Source organism: Alkalibacter rhizosphaerae, from assembly GCF_017352215.1.
Classification (GTDB): domain Bacteria; phylum Bacillota; class Clostridia; order Eubacteriales; family Alkalibacteraceae; genus Alkalibacter; species Alkalibacter rhizosphaerae.
This window is the reverse complement of sequence record NZ_CP071444.1, coordinates 624,815-643,279: the sequence shown is the minus strand read 5'-3', so window position 1 is coordinate 643,279 and position 18,465 is coordinate 624,815. Positions and strand designations below refer to the sequence as shown.

Genomic DNA, 18,465 nt, shown 5'->3' with positions numbered 1-18,465 from the left:
TGGAGGGAAGAAAATGGTAGAATTTAGACCGGTCAGCAGCAGAGTGGAACGATTGAAGGAACGGTACCGCACCACCTATCCCGTACTGGACAGTGAACGGGCCAAGATCGTCACGGATTTTTACAGGGAGAATGAAGATGAGATGGGCATCGTCAAACGGGCTAAAACCTTGTATGAGGTATGCAGCAAGATGACTGTCCGGGTGGAAGACGATGAACTGATCGTCGGAAACATGGCGAAGAATTATCGGGGAGCCACCATGTTTCCCGAATTTGGCGTCACCTGGTTTTTCGAGGAACTCCGAAGTGGAGTGTTTGAAAATCGCAACGAGATCGAAGAAGGTTTCAAGCTCTCTGAAGAAGACAAGGAAGTATTTTTAAGCATCGAGGATTTTTGGAGGACCCATTCCGTAGGAGCGCGAATGAACAAAGTCATACCGGAGGGATATGCCAGTGTGGCCGGCAACGGGGTCACCACATTTTTGGGAGCGGGGAAAGACAACTCCGACGGTCCCACCGGACATTTCAATGCCAATTACGGCAAAGTATGCAGTCGGGGATTCGGATCCATCCGGCAGGAAGCAAAGGATAAAATGGACCAAATGGAAGGAAAGGTTTTTGGCAACGATGCCAAAAAATATACCTTCTATCGATCCATCGTCATCGTCTGCGATGCAGCCATTCTGCTGTCCAAGCGATATGCCGCTCTTTGTCGTGAAAAAGCCGAATCGGCAGAACCGAAGCGAAAAGAAGAGTTGTTGAAAATGGCGGATTCTTTGGACTGGATCATGGAAAATCCATGTCGGACTTTTGCAGAATCGGTCCAAGCAACCTATTTGTACCAACTCCTCCTGTCCCTGGACGGCAACATGCATGGTTTGACCATCGGAAGGTTTGACCAATATACCTGGCCATATTTGGAGGCCGATTTGAAAGCCGGTAGAACGACCCTGGATGAGGCCCAGGAAGTGCTGGATTGCATGTTCCTGAAAATTTCCGACACCAACAAACTAAAAAGCGTTGGCGGTGCGTTGAATGCCGGCGGGTATTCCTCCGGTCAGCACATGTCCCTGGGAGGGGTGACCCGATCGGGAGAAGACGCTACCAATCCGGTATCCTATTTAATGCTTCAGGTAGCGGCCAGACTCTATATCCATGAACCCCCCTTGTCCGTCCGTGTCCACGACGATACCCCCAACGAACTGTGGGAAATGGCCATTGAGACCACAAAACGTGTGGGAGGGATCCCAACCCTGCAAAACGACAAAGTGATCATTCCGTCCCTCCTGGCAAAAGGATTCACCCTGGAAGATGCCAGAGATTACTGCATCATCGGTTGTGTGGAGCCGGCAGGAAGCGGCAACGAATATCCGGCCTGCGGGGGGACTGGAAGGGAAACCTTCTGGAATATGGCCAATGCCCTGGTCCTTGCCATCAACAACGGGATCAATCCCTTCAGCGGCAAGCAAGTGGGACTTCCCACAGGATATCTTCATGAGTTCAAGACCTTTGAAGATGTAAAAGAAGCCTATAAAAAACAGATCCAGTACTTTGTGGACTGGCATGTGACACTGACCAACTTTTACGAGATGGTGGTCTCCGAGATCATGCCCATCCCCATTGCATCCGCCACTATGGACGGATGTATGGAAAACGGCGCTGATGTGGTCTGGGGTGGTAGCAAATACAATTCCTCCGGGATCGCCGGGATCGGATGCGCCAATGTGGGAGACAGTTTGAGCGCATTGAAGCACTTGATTTATGATACGAAGAAATATACGGCAAAAGAATTTTACGACGCCCTCATGGCGGATTGGGCAGGATATGAAAACATGCAACAGGACGTATTCAACATGGTTCCCCGATACGGCAACGATGAGGAAAGCGTGGATGAATTGACCAGCTGGGCCATGGATGTCTTCTCCGACCGGGTCAACGAAAGCACCGGACCAAGAGGGACATACCGGGCCGGGTTGTATCCCGTATCCGTACACATCGCGTTCGGTAAAGGAACGTTCGCCACTCCAGATGGACGACGAAAGGGAGAACCTTTGAGCGACGGCATCTCCCCCATGCAGGGAATGGATAAAAACGGTCCTTCCGCCGTCTTGAACAGCGTGGCCAGGATCAACCATGTAAACAACGCCAACGGGACCCTTCTCAACATGAAGTTTCATCCCAAGGCAGTCCATGGAGAAGAGGGTACCATGAAGTTGCGCCAGTTGGTGGAAACCTTCTTTGACAACGACGGAATGCATATCCAGTACAATGTGGTTGGTGCAGATACCCTTCGTGCTGCCCAGGATGAACCGGAAAAGTATCGGGATCTGGTGATCCGGATCGCCGGATTCAGCGCCTACTTTGTAGAGTTGTACAAGGATCTTCAAGACGACCTGATCAAACGAAGCGAACAAAACATGTAACAGACAAACAAGCCATCTAAAATCCAAAGAGAGGGTCTCAAGTCCAAATGGACTTGAGACCCTCTCTTCACATGATATTGTTGGGTTTTCTACTGTTTACAGATCCAAGGCCGCGTTGTAACCGCCTGTGGTTGCAGTGTAGAGGGTGCCCCGGTTGGAGGTGCAATCTCCGATGTAAAAGACATCATCACAAAGATCGCTGAACAGGGATGCTTCTTGCGTATTGGGCTTGACTCCCAGAGACACGACCAGGGTATCAAATGACCGCTCCATTTCTCCCTTTGGTCCTTCGGCGATCAGGCTGTTTTCTTCCACACGGATCAATCGGTGGTTGTCCAAAATGGCGACGCCTTCCTTGTCCAAGAGCTGGAGAAGTGCTGTCATTGGGATGGGGGAGACTTGAAGCATGGCTTCCCGGTCCACCATTTCTACGATGGTCACATTCTTGCCTTTTCTTGCTAGATTCAACGCCGTTTCACAACCGGTCAGTCCACCTCCGGCAATGACGACATTTTCACCGGTATCTTTGACGCCGGATTCTACATCGCCCACCCAGGCCACATTTCGGCCATCCAAACCAGGAATTGGGGGCATGTTGGCTACGGCGCCTACGGCAACGATAACGGCATCCGGGTCTTCAGCGGCGACCGTTTCTCTCGTTGCCTTGGTGGCCAATCGAAGATCCACACCAGGATGATTGGTGGTGCGGCGTATGGCCCATTGGAGATATCGTTTCAGATCGTCTTTGAAATCCGGAACGACTGCCAGTCGGAGGGTACCCCCCAGTATGTCCTTTTCTTCGAAGAGGACCACCTGATGCCCCTTGTCGGCAGCATCACAGGCGGCTTCCATTCCAGCGGGACCACCACCGATGACCACTACTTTTTTCGGTGTTGTTGCCGGAAAATGGGAACAGGAGAGTTCCACTTCCCGGCCGGCTCTTGGATTGACGGCACAAGCCACCAGCAAGGGTTCCATGCCATGGGTCCGGTTCAAGCACAAGACACAGCGGATGCAGGGCCGGATCTCAGCTTCTCTCCCGGTCCTGGCTTTATTTACACTGTCTGGATCGGCGATGAGGGTACGGATCATGGCACACATGTCGGCATCTTCGTTTTCAATGATCTCTGCAGCCAGGTCCAAGTCGATGGAACCAACCGTGGTGACAGGAACCTTGATCCCTGGAGCTCTTTTGATGCTGGCGGCAAAGTGAGCATTGTATCCTCTTTTTAAATAGGTGGGTTGGGTGGTGATGGGGACCATGGCGTCATCCAACAGCAATCCTGCACTAACGTGGACCAGATCGATCTTGTCCTGGATGATCTTGATGAATTCGATGGTCTCTTCCAGTTTTGCGCCTCCGGGAACCAGTTCGTCGGCACTCAAGCGAAACTCGATGGCCAACTTGTTGCCCACTCTCTCCCGAATGGCTTCGAGCAGTTCGCAGGCAAAACGGGCCCGATTTTCAATGTTTCCTCCGTACTTGTCGGTTCGATGATTGAACAGGGGAGAAAAGAAGTTGCTGATGAGGATCCCGTGACCTCCATGAAGAAGGATCATGTCCATGTCTGCTTTCAAGGCCCTTTCTGCAGCGTCGGCAAATAAACGGATCCAGTGTTGGATGTCTTCCACGCTCATGGCATCGATGGGAGATTCCCCCTCTTTGGGCATGGTATGGCCTGCAAATCCCGCCAATTCGATGGATGCTTTCGCCCCGTGGCGATGGACCGCATCCGCCAGGGCGCGAAGTCCGGGAATGACCAAGTTGCTTCCCATGTTGACGCAAAAACCGCTCATGTGCTCCCGGGGTGCTTGCAAAGGGGTGACTTGGGAAATGCCAACAGTGACGATCCCGGCACCTCCTTTGGCCAAGGTCCTCGTCCATTCGATAAGTTCGGGAGTCACCAACCCTTCTGGGGATGCCAGACGGGGGGCAGCAGGCGAAACTTCGATGCGGTTTTTTACCAGCATGTTGCCGATTCGGATGGGAGTAAATACTTTTTGATATTTGGGGTTCATGGAATGCCTCCTTATGTTTGCAAATTTAACTTGATAAAATATTATCAGTTCTATCAAGTTTCGTCAATGATTCCAGCTTTTTTGGGTATGAATTCTCTATTGAAGGCAAGTAAGGAGGAAGTCATGGATGAATTGAGGGTATATGTAGAAACCGGCAAGGAGCTGGGACTGGATGAAATCAAGGAGTTTATGGAAAGAAATGGTTTGGAAGATCAGGCTGGAGTACTAAAAGGCACTTCATATGAAGAGGGATTGAAAAATCGATGTTACTTCGACTTGGCGGAAAAGATCCGTTTTGCAAAAATGCAGCGGGAAAGCTTGCGGGATACGGGTGCTTACAACCGTCACATTGCTAAATCCCTTCGGGAAATGAACCGGGCCCTGGTGATTTTGTTTGAATTGGGAGTGGGAAGGGATGAGGTGGAGCCGGTCTTGAAGCAGTATCTGGAATTCACCGGAAGTGTCCAGACTAAGGAAGCCTGGGAGGATTACGATGCGCTGAAGGTGTATCCAATGTTTCTAGAATTTGACCGAGCCAATGACGCCGGTCGTTATCGGGAGGATTGATCCAAGACCCGGCATGCGGTGATGGGTCGCTTTCCCTCTTCCACAGCGGCCGCAAAGGCAAGACAGGTGTCAAATCCACAGCGACGGCAATTGGTTTTGGGGAGCAAGGCGTAGATCTCCAACCGATCCAATTCGTCTACGTTGATGTTTTTCCAGGATTTCATGGCAAAGGTCCTTTCTGCCGGATTCAACGTCCGGCCAAAATAAAAAAATGGAGGTTTTACGATTGCAAGCAAATGTTACAGGAGTACGAGTGTTGATCACAGGAAGTTCTACAGGCTTCGGCTATGAAATGGCAAAAGCCTTATTGGAAAACGGTGCCAAGGTGGCTCTGTCTTCCAGGCCGGGTGAAAAGCTGGAAACGGCAAAGCAAAAACTTGTCCGAGCCGGTCTGGATCCTCTGGTGGTACCCATGGACGTTCGAGACGAAGGATCCATTGCCGACGCCGTGGAGATCGTCAAAGAGGCGTGGGGGAGCCTGGATGTGCTGGTGAACAATGCAGGTATCGGCATGGGGAGGATCAGCAACGACATCCTGGAGAATCCTGTGCCTTTTTATGAAGTGGACTCCCAAGGATTTCGGGATATGATGGAGACAAATTTTTTTGGGTGCTTTTTGACGGCGAAAGCCTTTGTTCCCATGATGCTGGAACAGAAGTATGGAAAGATCATCTATGTCAGCACCAGCTTGTCCACCATGACCAACAAATATTTTTCTCCTTACGGTCCTGCCAAAGCAGGAGGGGAAGCCTTGTCCATGGTCATGGCCAAGGAACTGGAAGGAACCGGGGTGGATGTCAACGTGATCCTTCCTGGAGGGGCTGCAGATACGGGCTTGATCCCATCGGGTTTGGAAGAAGCCTTTCGTGCCAGAGGCAACCTGCTGCCTGCAGACATTTTAAATGAAGTCATGCTGTATTTGGCATCAAAAGAATCTGACGGAGTGACTGGACAGCGGATCATCGCCAAGGAGTGGAGTCGATAAATCACTCCACGATGCGGTTGGCAAAGAAATTGTTTCCGATTTGTCCGCTGTTGATGGCGTACATGGCATCGATCAGGCTTTTTTTGTTCTTGTCGGATATTTCTTCCCTTCGAGGAATGGAGTTGTAGTCTTTTCCGTGATCCATCCATGTGGGACAAATGGGTTCATCCGTCCATTGGCGTACCAAGGACAGGTAGGATCCCGGTAGTTCATCTGGAACCTGGCCTGATGGCACATCGGCCATTTCTTTCCAGACAAGTGCCCAGGCGCGAGGGACCACATCGTAAGCGTTGTAGCCTCCGCCACCGGTAGCCAGCCAACGGCCCTGGCAATATTCATGGGCGATCTTATGGATGATCTTCGGGATGAAACGAAAAGAATCCATGGTCAAAGACATGTGGGACATGTGGTCCAGGTAATGGCAATCGGCCCCGTGTTGGGAAACGATGATATCCGGTTTGAAATGTTCAGCCACGATATAAAGGGAATTTTCCAAAACGTATTGAAAGGATTCGTCTTCCGTGTAGGCGTCAAGTGGTATGTTGAAGCTGGACCCGTATCCTTTGCCGTTGCCCCGTTCCCGCACGGAACCGGTGCCGGGGAAAAGATACCTCCCTGTTTCATGAATGGAAAGGGTGCAGACCATGGGGTCGTCATAAAAATGAAACTGGACACCGTCCCCATGGTGGGCGTCCGTATCGATGTACAAAATGCGAAGATCCGTATGCTTGCGAATGTAAGCAATGGCCACGTTCAAATCATTATACACGCAAAAGCCGGAGGCTTTGCCGCTGGTGGCGTGATGCAGTCCGCCGGACAAATTCAGTGCGTGGTTGTTGACTCCTTCCAGCACATGTTTGGCTCCGAGAAGGGTACCCCCTGTTATGGTCGCTGCTGAATGATGCATACCAAAGAAGGTGGGTGTATCCTCCGTGCACAAACCAAATCGATTGGCTTCCTTGCAGTAGATATTTTCACCGGTGCTTCCTTTCGTTTTGACGAACTCCACATAATCTTCCCGATGAGCCAGCAGCAACTCCGCAACGCTGGCTTCCCTTGGATCCACCAAGTGATGATCCTGCAATATGCCGCTGGCCCGCAACAATTCGTAGGTCAATCGAATGCGGATGGGGTCGAAAGGATGATCATGGGAAAAACGGTAATTGTCAAAAACCGGTGAATAGATAAAAATCGGATGTGAAGTTACAGGATGGGCCATACGACATCAAAGCCTTGTTCCCGAAGATCGAGAGCCAATTCCATGGGATTCATGATTTTTAATCGGAAGACCAGGAGTCGGTGGTCTTCGTCTTTTGCCGGATAGATGAACACGCTTAAAATATTGATGTTTCTTGCTGAAATGATGGTGGAGATCTTGCCCAAGGATCCTGGGGTATGATCCACCTGGATCTCCAGGCGGCTGCCCGGTTGACCTGCCCCTGTAAGTTCCACGAAGCTGCGGAGAAGATCGCTTTCTGTGACGATCCCCAACAATTTGTCCTGATTGGTGATGGGCAGGCAGCTTATTTTATATTCGTAAAAAGTGGCGGCCACATCTTCGATAAAATCCAAAGGGCTACCGGTGATCAAGTCCTGGGTCATGATTTTTGAAACGGAAAGTCTCAAATAGGAGTTGTCCGTTTCCGGCAAGAGGACCGAAGGGCTGGCATCTCGAACATCCCGGTCCGAGATGATCCCGAGGATTTGGTTATTGTCGTCAACGACGGGTAGATGACGGATGCGGTTCTTTTGCATCAGCACCATGGCTTCCGAAATGGTGGAATCCGGGCGCAGGGTAATTACTTTTTTGATCATGATATTTTCTACAAACATGTTTTGCCTCCTTATCAATACATGAAGCGATTGCGAAAGCGCAACCGGTCAAATTTCTCGATGGACGATGGTGGAACGTTTTTTCCGATGCGAGCCATCAGGCAGTTGGCGGGATGTGCGGTGATTTCGGGATCATCGGTGGCGAAATACTCCAGACCTCCGGCGGACATGACTTTTTCCATGACATCCCGATATTGCCAGACATCAAGGCCTGAATTTTTAAGATCCCAGTGCCAGTAGTATTCCGTGGTGATGATGATGTAATTTTCCATGAAGGGATCCATCATGGCAACTTCCAGGATCGACTTGCTGATGGACAGGTTCCTATATTCATTTGCTACTTCAATGGCACCCAATTCCAGCAGATCGTCCATTTGTGCCTCCGACCACCGTTCCATGGGATCCGGATACAAAATGGTGCAATAGCCGATTATGGTGTCTTCTTTTCTGGCAATGATGATCCGCCCTTCTTCCAGTTCGGCAATTTCAATGATGGCCTGGTGCTGTTCTTCCGGTTCGCGAAACGCATGAAGGCCTTCATGGAATTTCAATCGTCTTAGAACGCTGCTGCTGACAGGTCCTTCGATGACGATTTTTTCCCCTTTGGAAGGTATGGGTTTGTAATAGAAAGATTTGATATGGTTCATGGGATCCCCCGCTATTGTAATGGATTTCATTTTATTATATTATAATATAAATACGTGTTGCAATGCTGAAAGTTAATAAACAAACAAGAATATGACATACAAAACGATTGTTATGTAATCGTTTGTATGGTATTATAATCCATAAATTTACCATCAAGGGGGTATAAATATGAAAACGGAGCCATTGAAAGTCGTACCGGGCACATATAATCTCAAAGATTATGAACAAGAGAGGGCCACATTCCAATGGGAAGACGTGGAAAAAAACTTTGCATGGTCCGCCATGGAACCCCGAAGGGTCAACATGGCCTACGAGGCGGTGGATCGTCATGTTCACGAAGGTCGTGGAGATAAGACAGCGTTCATTTACAAAGACGACCAACGAGAAGAGTTTTATAGTTATGAAGACTTGATGAAAGAATCCAACAAAGCGGCAAATTATTTCAAGGAAAAAGTAGGCGTGAAAAAAGGGGATCGGGTTTTTGTGTTCATGCCGAGAACCCCGGAATTGTACTTTGCGATTTTGGGATTGATCAAAACAGGTGCCATCGTAGGACCTTTGTTTGAGGCATTCATGGAAGGAGCCGTCCGTGATCGTCTGGAAGATTCCGGCGCCATGGCCATCGTCACCACACCGGAACTGATGGGAAGGATCCCGGTAGAAGACCTGCCGGAATTGAAATACCTGGTCGTCGTAGGGGATGATGTAGAGGAATCCGAATCGGTATTGGATTATCAAAAAGACATCGAAGACATGTCCGATTCTTTTGACATCGAATGGGTAGGTTTGGAAGGTGGATTGATCCTTCATTATACATCCGGGTCCACCGGTAAACCCAAGGGTGTGTTGCACGCTCATCGCGCCATGATCCAGCATTATCAAACGGCGAAATGGGTCCTGGATTTTAAAGAGGATGACATATACTGGTGTACAGCGGATCCAGGTTGGGTCACAGGAACATCCTACGGAATATTTGCACCATGGCTGAGCGGGATCACAAACGTCATATTGGGGGGACGATTCAATCCGGAACACTGGTATGACACATTGGAGCGTTATAAGGTGACGATTTGGTACAGTGCACCAACTGCATTCCGCATGTTGATGGGTGCCGGAGACAAACTGGTGGAGAAATTTGACTTGTCTGCGCTTCGTCATGTATTGAGCGTCGGAGAACCGCTTAATCCGGAAGTTATCAAATGGGCCATGCAGGTCTTTGGAAAAAGGATCCATGATACCTGGTGGATGACGGAGACCGGTGGACAAATGATATGCAACTATCCATCCATGGAGATCCGACCGGGATCCATGGGCAAGCCCATTCCCGGCGTGGAAGCGGCCATCGTGGATGACCGAGGGGAAGTATTGTCCCCCAATCGGATGGGAAATCTGGCCATTCGAAAAGGCTGGCCATCCATGATGAAAGAAATCTGGAACAATCCGGAAAAATATCGTTCCTATTTTATGAACGACACCTGGTACGTATCCGGGGATTCCGCCTATATGGATGAGGATGGATACTTTTGGTTCCAGGGCCGCATCGATGACGTCATCATGACGGCAGGAGAGAGGGTCGGTCCATTTGAAGTGGAAAGCAAGCTTATCGAACATCCTGCAGTTGCGGAAGCTGGAGTCATAGGTAAACCAGACCCGGTCCGGGGCGAGATCATCAAAGCCTTTATCGCTTTGCGAAAGGGATATGAACCAACAGATGAATTAAAAGAAGAAATCCGTCTCTTTGTCAAAAACGGTTTGGCGGCCCACGCTGCCCCGAGAGAGATCGAGTTTAAGGACAAATTGCCAAAAACCCGAAGCGGCAAGATCATGCGCCGGGTATTGAAAGCATGGGAATTGAATTTGCCGACTGGCGACTTATCGACCATGGAATAAAAAACAGGAGAGCATTCCCGCCGGGAATGCTCTTTTCCATGAATTGAGGTTTATATTTCTCGGGGATGGATATATAACTTAAAGAAACAAATGATAGAAAGAGGAGGCAGAACATGAATCAATCAATCACTTTGGTTTTTTCTGGAGAAGCAGGGCAGGGGATCCAAACCATTGAAGATTTTCTGATGACCGTTTTATCCAAAGATTATTTTGTTTTTTCCTGCAGCGATGTCATGAGCCGTGTTCGAGGAGGAAACAACACCACGGAGATCCGCATCAGCAACGGCGAAGTTTCGGCGTACAAAGAAGCCATCGATGTGTTGTTTTTGTTGAATGACCATAGTTTGGAACGATTGAAAAGCCGGATCCATAAAGGAACCATCCTTGTCGGTCGGGAGGATTATGTGGATGATGCGTTTTTGGATGCTTTTGGCGGAACGTTTTTAAAATACGATTTTGAAAAAATGGCGAAAGAGGCAGGCGGCAAACTGTTCTTGAATACGGTGATCTTTGGTTTCACCACGGGCATGCTCAACGTGGATGATGGTACCTGCAAAGAACTGATCGAAGAGCGCTTCTCCAGCAAGGGAGATAAGATCGTTCAGGATAATTTTCAGGCATTCGATATGGGATACAAGGAAGGAAAGGATTATGATTTTTCCTTGTCCTTCTCACAGGTGGGTCGTTTGGATGAAACCATGAAAGTTCTCAATGGCACCCAGGCTGTCGGCATCGGATTCTTGGGGGGAGGATGCAACGCAGTTTGCTCCTATCCCATGAGTCCTTCCACAGGTGTGCTCATTTATCTGGCTGGGAAGTCGAAAGACTTCGGTGTATTGGTGGAACAGGCAGAAGATGAGATCGCCGCATTGAACATGGTGTTGGGGATCTGGTATGCCGGTGGTCGAGGACTGGCAACAACCTCCGGTGGAGGGTTTTCCTTGATGGAAGAAGCCATGAGTTTATCCGGCATGACGGAAACTCCCTGTGTGGTCCATTTGGCACAAAGACCAGGACCGGCAACGGGGTTGCCGACACGAACGGAGCAGGGAGATCTGCTTCAGGCCGTATTCGCCGGTCATGGTGATTATCCGAAGATCATCCTTGCTCCCGGTACCCTCCGGGACGGCGTAGAATTGGGACAACGGGCCTTCTATTTGGCGGACAAATACCAGGTGCCCGTCGTTGTATTGACGGATCAGTTTTATTTGGAATCCATTGGCTTGATGGAACGATTTGAATTGGATGAAAAGTATACGGAGACTTTTATAATAGAAACAAAGGAAGATTACCTTCGCTATCGGCTGGGTGAAGGTCCCATTTCTGAAAGAGGGATTCCAGGTTATGGAAAAGGTTTGGTCAAAGTGGACAGTGACGAACATGATGAAGAAGGCACCATTACGGAAGATTTTGGCGTGCGGGTGAAGATGCACGAAAAAAGACTGGCGAAAAAGGAAGAAATACTCAAAGATTATGTACTGGAAGAATTACAGGGGGATATGGACTATGATCAACTGGTCGTAGGTTGGGGATCCACCTACGGCGTGGTGAAGGAATGTCTGGAGACCGGGAATTATCCGAAAACTGGATTTCTATCCCTCAAACAATTGTACCCTTTGCGAAAAGACCTGGTGGAATACTTTCGAAAGGCAAAAAACGTAGTGGTGGTGGAGAACAACTCCAATGGACAGTTGGCCAAGCTGTTGCAAATGGAATTGGGAATAAAGGTGGACCACCAAGTTTTGCAATATGATGGCGCACCTTTTGCCGTAGAAAACTTGAAAGCGCGATTGGAGGAGGTGCTGAGATGAAAAACTTTGAAATGAAGGAAGGATTGGATCTGGCCTGGTGTCCCGGATGCGGCAATTTCAACATAAGAGACAGCATCATACAGGCTTTGCAGGAATTGGAGTTGAAACCGCAGAATGTGGTTTTTAGTTCCGGCATCGGGCAAGCGGCTAAAATGCCCCAGTACATCGGCGCCAACTATTTCAATGGTCTTCATGGAAGGGCGATGCCTGTGGCAGTTGCCATCAAAGGAGCAAATCCGGAATTGACCGTCATTGCCGAAGGTGGAGATGGAGATATGTATGGAGAAGGCGGCAATCATTTCATCCATAATGTAAGACGAAATCCCGACATCACCCACCTGGTCCACAACAACATGGTGTATGGTCTGACAAAAGGTCAGGCATCCCCCACCAGTAGAAAAGATTTTAAAACGGGGGTCCAAATCAATGGTGTTGTCAACGAACCCATGAATCCCCTGGCTTTGGCTCTGGTTTTGGGAGCCACATTTGTTGCCCGTGTTTTCTCCGGGGACAAGGAACAGGTCAAAGACGTGATCAAGGCAGCTATTGAACACAAGGGATATGCTTTGGTCGATATTTTCCACCCATGTGTCAGCTTCAACAAGGTGAACACGTATCGTTGGTATAAGGAGCATACCTATCCCTTGGACGGAAGTCACGATCCGACGGACTGGAACATGGCCATGGCGGCAGCAATGGAGTCCGACAAATTTCCACTGGGCGTTTTGTATAAGAAGGAAGGGCTGGCGACCTTTGCCGATCTTCAACCGGTATATGAAGAAGATAAGACGGCCATTGTACGTCGAAAGAGGGATCTGTCCCAGGTGAATCAGTTGATCATGGAGTAGTAGTACCATTCAAGAAAAAAAAGAAGAAGGCGTTTGCCTTCTTCTTTTACATTTGATCGATATATTCATCAAAGGTACAGCGTTTGTCTTTGATGCCTTTATCCTTGATGTGGATGACACGGTTGGTTACGGTCTGCAACAGCTCGTGGTCATGGGAAGCGATCAATATGTTACTTTTATAATCCTTCAGCCCGTTGTTCAAGGCGGTGATGGACTCCAGATCCAAGTGATTGGTCGGGTGATCCAACAACAGGATGTTGGCGTTTTGCTGCATCATCCTTGCCAGCATGCATCTTACTTTTTCTCCTCCGGACAAGACACTGACGTTTTTCAAGGGCTCGTCTCCTGAAAAGAGCATTTTGCCGAAGAAGCCCCGGATATAGCTTTCCGCTTTTTCCTCAGAGAATTGTCGAAGCCAGTCGATGAGGTTAAGATCGGAACCTTCAAAGTAGGAGGTGTTGTCTTTTGGGAAATAGGCTTTTGTCATGGTGACTCCCCATTTGAAACTACCCGCATCCGGTTCCATTTCTCCCATCAGGATTTGGAACAATGTAGTGACGGCGAAGTCGTTGTCCGCCAAAAAAGCGATCTTGTCATCACGCATCACAGTAAAAGTGACATCATCCAGAACTTTGACGCCATCCAGGGTCTTGGTCAGGCCGTCCACAAAAAGAATGTCGTTGCCTGGCTCCCGCTCCGGTTTAAAAGAGATGAAGGGGTATTTTCTGGTGGAAGGTTGAATGTCGTCCAGGGAGATCTTGTCCAGAATTTTTTTTCTGGAAGTGGCCTGTCGGGACTTACTGGCATTGGCACTGAACCGGGAGATAAAATCCTGCAGCTGTTTGATCTTGTCTTCTTTTTTCTTGTTTTGATCCCGCATCAGTTGGAGTGCCAGTTGGCTGGATTCATACCAGAAGTCGTAATTTCCGCTGAACAGTTTTATCTTGCCAAAATCCACATCGGCCATATGGGTGCAAACGTTATTGAGAAAGTGCCTGTCGTGGGAGACCACGATGACGGTACCTTCAAAGTTGATCAAAAATTCTTCCAGCCAGTTGATGGCCTTCAGATCCAAGTGGTTAGTAGGTTCGTCCAACAGCAAAACTCCGGGTTTGCCAAAGATTGCCTGAGCCAGAAGGACTTTGATTTTATCGTTTCCATCTAATTCCTTCACCAATTTGTCGTGAAGGGCGGAAGGGATGCCCAGGCCCTGGAGAAGATAAGCGGCATCGGATTCCGCTTCCCATCCGTTCAGGTCGGCAAACTCTCCTTCCAATTCAGCGGCCAGATGACCGTCATCTTCGGTAAAGTCTTCCTTGGCGTACAAAGCGTCCTTTTCCTTCATGATTTCAAAGAGTCTGGGGTTGCCGTAGATCACGGTATCAAGGACTTTCAAGTCGTCGTACTGGTAATGGTCCTGCTTCAAAACGGACAATCGAATATTTTTTCCGATGGAGACTTCGCCGGTATTGGGTTCCATCTCGCCGGAAAGGATTTTTAAGAAAGTACTTTTCCCGGCTCCATTGGCGCCGATCACACCATAGCAATTTCCGGGATTGAATTTCAAGTTTACGTCTTCAAATAATTTTTGCTCTCCAAATCGGAGACTGACATTGTTAACATTTATCATTGATGGGTTTCCTCGTTTCTTTCGTAATCAATCCATTATAGCATAATCATCCCAACAAGCAAAGGAAAGACTGGCCTGAAGGAGGAAATATACTAATTGATATCTGTTATCAATTAGTATATAATATCGATAGACATTGAAGGAGGATCTACTATGAACATTATGGATCTGAAACCGGGACAAAGTGGAGAAATATTGGAAATAAATGCAGACGACAAGTTGAAAAACAAGCTGTTGGAGCTGGGGATGACCCCCGGCACCACTGTGCAGTTTGTTCGGTGTGCTCCTTTGGGAGATCCAGTCAATATCAAGGTTCGAGGTTTCAACCTGGGGATCCGAAAAGCAGTAGCAAAAAGCATTTTGTTGAAATAGACAATAGGAGTGAGATGAAACCATGGGGAAGACCTATGCATTGACTGGAAATCCCAATTCCGGGAAGACGACGATTTTCAATGAACTGACCGGTTCCACCCAGTACGTTGGAAACTGGAGTGGTGTAACGGTGGAAAAAAAAGAAGGCATTATAAAGAATACGGACATTAAGGTTGTGGATTTGCCAGGGATCTATTCCATGTCGTCCACCTCCATCGATGAGATCATTGCCATGGAATATATTTCAGAAGAACATCCGGATGGGATCATCAACGTGGTAAGCGCTTCCAATCTGGAGCGAAATCTTTATCTGACGGTACAGTTACTGGAAATGAATGTGCCAGTGACGGTCATTCTCAACATGATGGATGAAGTTAAACGTCGCGGGATGAATTTTGATGTGGCCAAGTTTCAAGAGATTTTTAAAGTACCAGTCATACCGACAGGAGCACACGACCGAAAGAACGTAGAAAAAGTAAAAGATGTAGTTATTCTGGACGAAGCAAGTACATTCGCCAGATTTTCTTATTTCAACGAAGAAATCCGAAAGGCCATCGAAGAAATACAGAAGATCATCGTTGAAGAGGGAGCGACCCATGATCGGGATCCACGATGGATGGCCATGAAGATCCTGGAAGGAAACAACAATATAAAAACAGAACTGGAGAAAACGCATAAATCCATTGTGGGTGCGGGTAACCAGTTGGCAAAAGCAGTGGAAGAAAAGTATGGAAAGTCATTGATCCAGCTTCTGGCGGAACAACGTTATGCATTTTTGAACAAGGTCACAAGACAAATCATTCAAAATCAGGAAACAGAGATCAACAAGGAAACATGGACGGACAAACTGGATCGAGTTTTGACCCATCGGATCCTGTCCATCCCCATTTTTTTTGGGATCATGTGGTTTATTTATTATGTGACCATTACCGGCCTGGGCGATTACACCATCCGGTTTATGGAATGGCTCGTCGGTGATTTGATCACGGGATCCGTCACCTGGCTCCTCCAGTGGATGGGGACTTCTGCCCTGGTGGAATCGCTGGTGGTGGATGGCATCATCGGCGGGGTCGGTGCCGTATTGGTCTTCGTACCCCAAATCATGATTTTGTTCTTTTTTATTTCCATCATGGAAGACAGTGGTTACATGGCTCGTATTGCATTTCTCATGGATCGGATCTTCAAGCGTTTCGGGCTGTCCGGTAAATCCATCATTCCCATGTTGGTGGGTTCTGGTTGTTCCGTACCGGGGATCATGGCCACCCGTACCTTGGAAAACGAGCGGGATCGAAAGTTGACCATCATTTTGACACCTTTTATCAGTTGTGGGGCCAAACTCCCAGTATATTTGTTATTTTCGGTTGCTTTTTTCCCAAAAAACTCCCACTGGGTCGTTTTTTCCCTGTATGTTATGGGGGTCGTTGTTGCCATGATGTCTGGCTTGCTCTTGTCAAAATTGAGATACAAGGGTGAAGAATCTGATTTTTTGCTGGAAATGCCGCCATACCGAGTGCCGGTGGTCAAAAGCGTGGTCATCCATACATGGGAAAAAGCCAAAGAATTTTTGGTCCGGGCAGGGACAGTGATCTTCGCAGCATCGGTGATCTTGTGGTTTGCCCAGTCTTTCAACGGAAGACTCCAGTTTGTCCATGCCGATCAGAGTTTATTGGCAGGGTTCGGCAGGATCATCGCCCCGATCTTTGCACCATTGGGTTTCGGTGATTGGATCACTTCTGTAGCTTTTATTACCGGATTTGCAGCGAAAGAAATGGTGATCAGTACACTCAGCGTCCTCCACGGAGTGGGGGAGACCGGGCTTATCACTTCCCTTCAGTCGGTATACACGCCGCTGGCGGCCTATTCCTTCTTGGTTTTTATACTACTGGCTTCTCCATGTTTTGCATCCATCAGCGTCATGCGAAAAGAATTGAATTCATGGAAGGAAACTGGATTTGCCATCTTGTACCAGACAGGCACTGCGTATTTGATATCCATGTTGATCTATCAGACCGGCAGATTGCTTTTTTAAAGAAAACCTCATGGTTATGGTATAGAGAATGAAAAAAGGAACTCTAGATGAGTTCCTTTTCTGTATTCTTAAGAACTTTCGTGACGCGCTTTTTCTTCTGCATCCATTTTCTTTGTATACATCAAACCTGTCAGGGAGAATCCGGTAGCGATCATCCGTAGGACGATGGCCAGCATAATGGCCCAGAAGTAGCCGCCGGTCTTGTCTCGAATGAATGCCCCAAAATAAGGACCCAGGGCGATGCCGATCCCTACAGAAAATGCATTCAGCGTGGTCATGATCTTTCCAAGGTGTTTTCTGCCAAAGATGGCTGGAACAGCCGCGTAGTGAACCGTTGGTTCTCCACCAAAGGCAAAGTACAATACACCAGCGGACAGCATGACAAATGGCAAAGAGGTGTATCCCAAATAGAAGACCAGGATCATCAAACCGGAGCTGAAGTAAACCAGGGGAAGGGTTTTAAAGGGACTTCCCAGTTTGTCCATCAACCAGCCCCAACCAAAACGGCCCAAAAATCCGGTGGCAGCCACCAATGAGAGGTACAGGGGTACCACATTGACGGAAACGTGTTCTGCAGTCATGCCGCTTTTTGTCAAGCCTTCGATCAAAATCAGGGAAGCATTTTGAGCAAAAAGCATGAATGCAAACGCGGAGCACAGGAAACCGCCGTATAAGATCCAAAACCGCTTGTCTGCCATGGCTTCTTTCAAGGTAAAGTGTTTTTCTTCCACTACTTTTCCGGTGATGGCGGAAGGCTTGGGAACCCAACCTTTGGGTTTCCAGTCGGAAGAAGGCACTGTGTAAAACATGAATCCTACTCCAACGATCATGATAAATGCAATAGTGCCCAAGATGGTGAAAATGGTGGCGTTGAAACCGGCAGTTCGTATGATGTATCCGGCCATGGGCGACAGAATGATGATACCCGTGCCACCGCCTGCAACAGCTAGACCCATAGCGGTCCCGACTCGATCCGGGAACCATCGGGCAACGGTTGTGGTATAGGTACCGCCCCATAATCCACTGCCAAAACCAACCAGAAAACTACCGAAATACCACAGTGGTTGAGCGGAAGCCCACGTTTCCTGGCGAATCATGATGGTAAGAACAAACATGCCGATAGCGATGAAGGAACCGGATAAAAGAGCCGGAATCTTGGGTCCTTTTTTGTCAAAAATGTAACCGGCTACCGGTGGTCCCATGATCATGCTTCCCAATCCGGTAAACATGCTGGCCAACATGACGGGAGACGTGATCGTCATTTCGAACTTGGCGATGATCAATGGATAAAACATGGTCCAAAGACCGGTCGTCAGGGAAACGGCCGTAATGAAAAATGCAGAAATCGGATAAAACCATCTTTTGTTTTCTCCTACTTTAAACAAAACCATCCCTCCTTATTTAGTATAAT

Annotated in this window: 15 protein-coding genes; 8 read left to right on the top strand and 7 right to left on the bottom strand. The window is 48.4% G+C overall.

The window, feature by feature from the left end:
• Positions 1-13 precede the first annotated feature (13 nt).
• Positions 14-2,422, top strand: coding sequence for a glycyl radical protein (locus J0B03_RS03135; RefSeq protein WP_207300416.1), 2,409 nt, complete (start codon positions 14-16; stop codon positions 2,420-2,422).
• 96 nt (positions 2,423-2,518) lie between these two features.
• Here J0B03_RS03135 and J0B03_RS03130 read toward each other — a convergent pair whose 3' ends face one another.
• Positions 2,519-4,441: an NAD(P)/FAD-dependent oxidoreductase gene (locus tag J0B03_RS03130; RefSeq protein ID WP_207300415.1), complete on the bottom strand. Its 1,923-nt coding sequence runs from the start codon at positions 4,439-4,441 to the stop codon at positions 2,519-2,521.
• 123 nt (positions 4,442-4,564) lie between these two features.
• Here J0B03_RS03130 and J0B03_RS03125 point away from each other — a divergent pair, with 123 nt between their 5' ends.
• The gene (locus J0B03_RS03125) at positions 4,565-5,008 is read left to right on the top strand and encodes a hypothetical protein (RefSeq protein ID WP_207300414.1); all 444 of its coding nucleotides are present in this window, start codon (positions 4,565-4,567) and stop codon (positions 5,006-5,008) included.
• Here the strand turns inward: J0B03_RS03125 and J0B03_RS03120 are convergent.
• Positions 4,993-5,172: a (Fe-S)-binding protein gene (locus J0B03_RS03120; protein ID WP_207300413.1), complete on the bottom strand. Its 180-nt coding sequence runs from the start codon at positions 5,170-5,172 to the stop codon at positions 4,993-4,995. The genes J0B03_RS03125 and J0B03_RS03120 overlap by 16 nt on opposite strands.
• Before the next feature lie 62 nt (positions 5,173-5,234).
• Between J0B03_RS03120 and J0B03_RS03115 the strand changes: the two genes are divergently transcribed.
• Positions 5,235-5,993 carry an SDR family NAD(P)-dependent oxidoreductase gene (locus J0B03_RS03115; RefSeq protein ID WP_207300412.1) on the top strand — a complete coding sequence of 253 codons (759 nt, stop codon included), beginning with the start codon at positions 5,235-5,237 and terminating at the stop codon, positions 5,991-5,993.
• Position 5,994: 1 nt separating this feature from the next.
• Here J0B03_RS03115 and J0B03_RS03110 read toward each other — a convergent pair whose 3' ends face one another.
• From J0B03_RS03110 to J0B03_RS03100, 3 genes are read right to left on the bottom strand one after another with little or no spacing between them, the layout of a single operon-like run.
• On the bottom strand, positions 5,995-7,212 hold the full coding sequence (locus tag J0B03_RS03110; RefSeq protein WP_207300411.1) for an acetoin utilization protein AcuC: 1,218 nt from the start codon (positions 7,210-7,212) through the stop codon (positions 5,995-5,997).
• Complete coding sequence (locus J0B03_RS03105) at positions 7,197-7,826, bottom strand: acetoin utilization AcuB family protein (RefSeq protein WP_207300410.1); 630 nt, start codon at positions 7,824-7,826, stop codon at positions 7,197-7,199. The genes J0B03_RS03110 and J0B03_RS03105 overlap by 16 nt, the downstream gene beginning before the upstream one ends.
• 14 nt (positions 7,827-7,840) lie before the next feature.
• Positions 7,841-8,473: a GNAT family N-acetyltransferase gene (locus tag J0B03_RS03100; protein WP_207300409.1), complete on the bottom strand. Its 633-nt coding sequence runs from the start codon at positions 8,471-8,473 to the stop codon at positions 7,841-7,843.
• A 169-nt stretch (positions 8,474-8,642) separates the two neighbouring features.
• Between J0B03_RS03100 and acsA the strand changes: the two genes are divergently transcribed.
• The 3 genes from acsA to J0B03_RS03085 all read left to right on the top strand — a co-directional run bounded on the left by acsA (position 8,643) and on the right by J0B03_RS03085 (position 13,023).
• The gene (gene acsA / locus J0B03_RS03095; RefSeq protein WP_207300408.1) at positions 8,643-10,364 is read left to right on the top strand and encodes an acetate--CoA ligase; all 1,722 of its coding nucleotides are present in this window, start codon (positions 8,643-8,645) and stop codon (positions 10,362-10,364) included.
• A 113-nt stretch (positions 10,365-10,477) separates the two neighbouring features.
• Positions 10,478-12,175 (top strand): 2-oxoacid:acceptor oxidoreductase subunit alpha, encoded by a 1,698-nt coding sequence (locus J0B03_RS03090; protein ID WP_207300407.1) that lies wholly within the window; start codon positions 10,478-10,480, stop codon positions 12,173-12,175.
• The gene (locus tag J0B03_RS03085; protein WP_207300406.1) at positions 12,172-13,023 is read left to right on the top strand and encodes a thiamine pyrophosphate-dependent enzyme; all 852 of its coding nucleotides are present in this window, start codon (positions 12,172-12,174) and stop codon (positions 13,021-13,023) included. Before J0B03_RS03090 ends, J0B03_RS03085 begins: the two co-directional genes overlap by 4 nt.
• Positions 13,024-13,069: 46 nt before the next feature.
• Here J0B03_RS03085 and J0B03_RS03080 read toward each other — a convergent pair whose 3' ends face one another.
• Positions 13,070-14,653, bottom strand: coding sequence for an ABC-F family ATP-binding cassette domain-containing protein (locus tag J0B03_RS03080; protein ID WP_207300405.1), 1,584 nt, complete (start codon positions 14,651-14,653; stop codon positions 13,070-13,072).
• Positions 14,654-14,806: 153 nt separating this feature from the next.
• Between J0B03_RS03080 and J0B03_RS03075 the strand changes: the two genes are divergently transcribed.
• Both J0B03_RS03075 and feoB read left to right on the top strand, forming a co-directional pair.
• Positions 14,807-15,025: a FeoA family protein gene (locus tag J0B03_RS03075; RefSeq protein WP_207300404.1), complete on the top strand. Its 219-nt coding sequence runs from the start codon at positions 14,807-14,809 to the stop codon at positions 15,023-15,025.
• Positions 15,026-15,047: 22 nt separating this feature from the next.
• Positions 15,048-17,054, top strand: coding sequence for a ferrous iron transport protein B (gene feoB, locus J0B03_RS03070; RefSeq protein ID WP_207300403.1), 2,007 nt, complete (start codon positions 15,048-15,050; stop codon positions 17,052-17,054).
• A gap of 68 nt (positions 17,055-17,122) precedes the next feature.
• On the opposite strand, the gene J0B03_RS03065 is transcribed toward feoB, so the two are convergent.
• Positions 17,123-18,439, bottom strand: coding sequence for an MFS transporter (locus J0B03_RS03065; RefSeq protein WP_207300402.1), 1,317 nt, complete (start codon positions 18,437-18,439; stop codon positions 17,123-17,125).
• Positions 18,440-18,465: the final 26 nt, after the last annotated feature.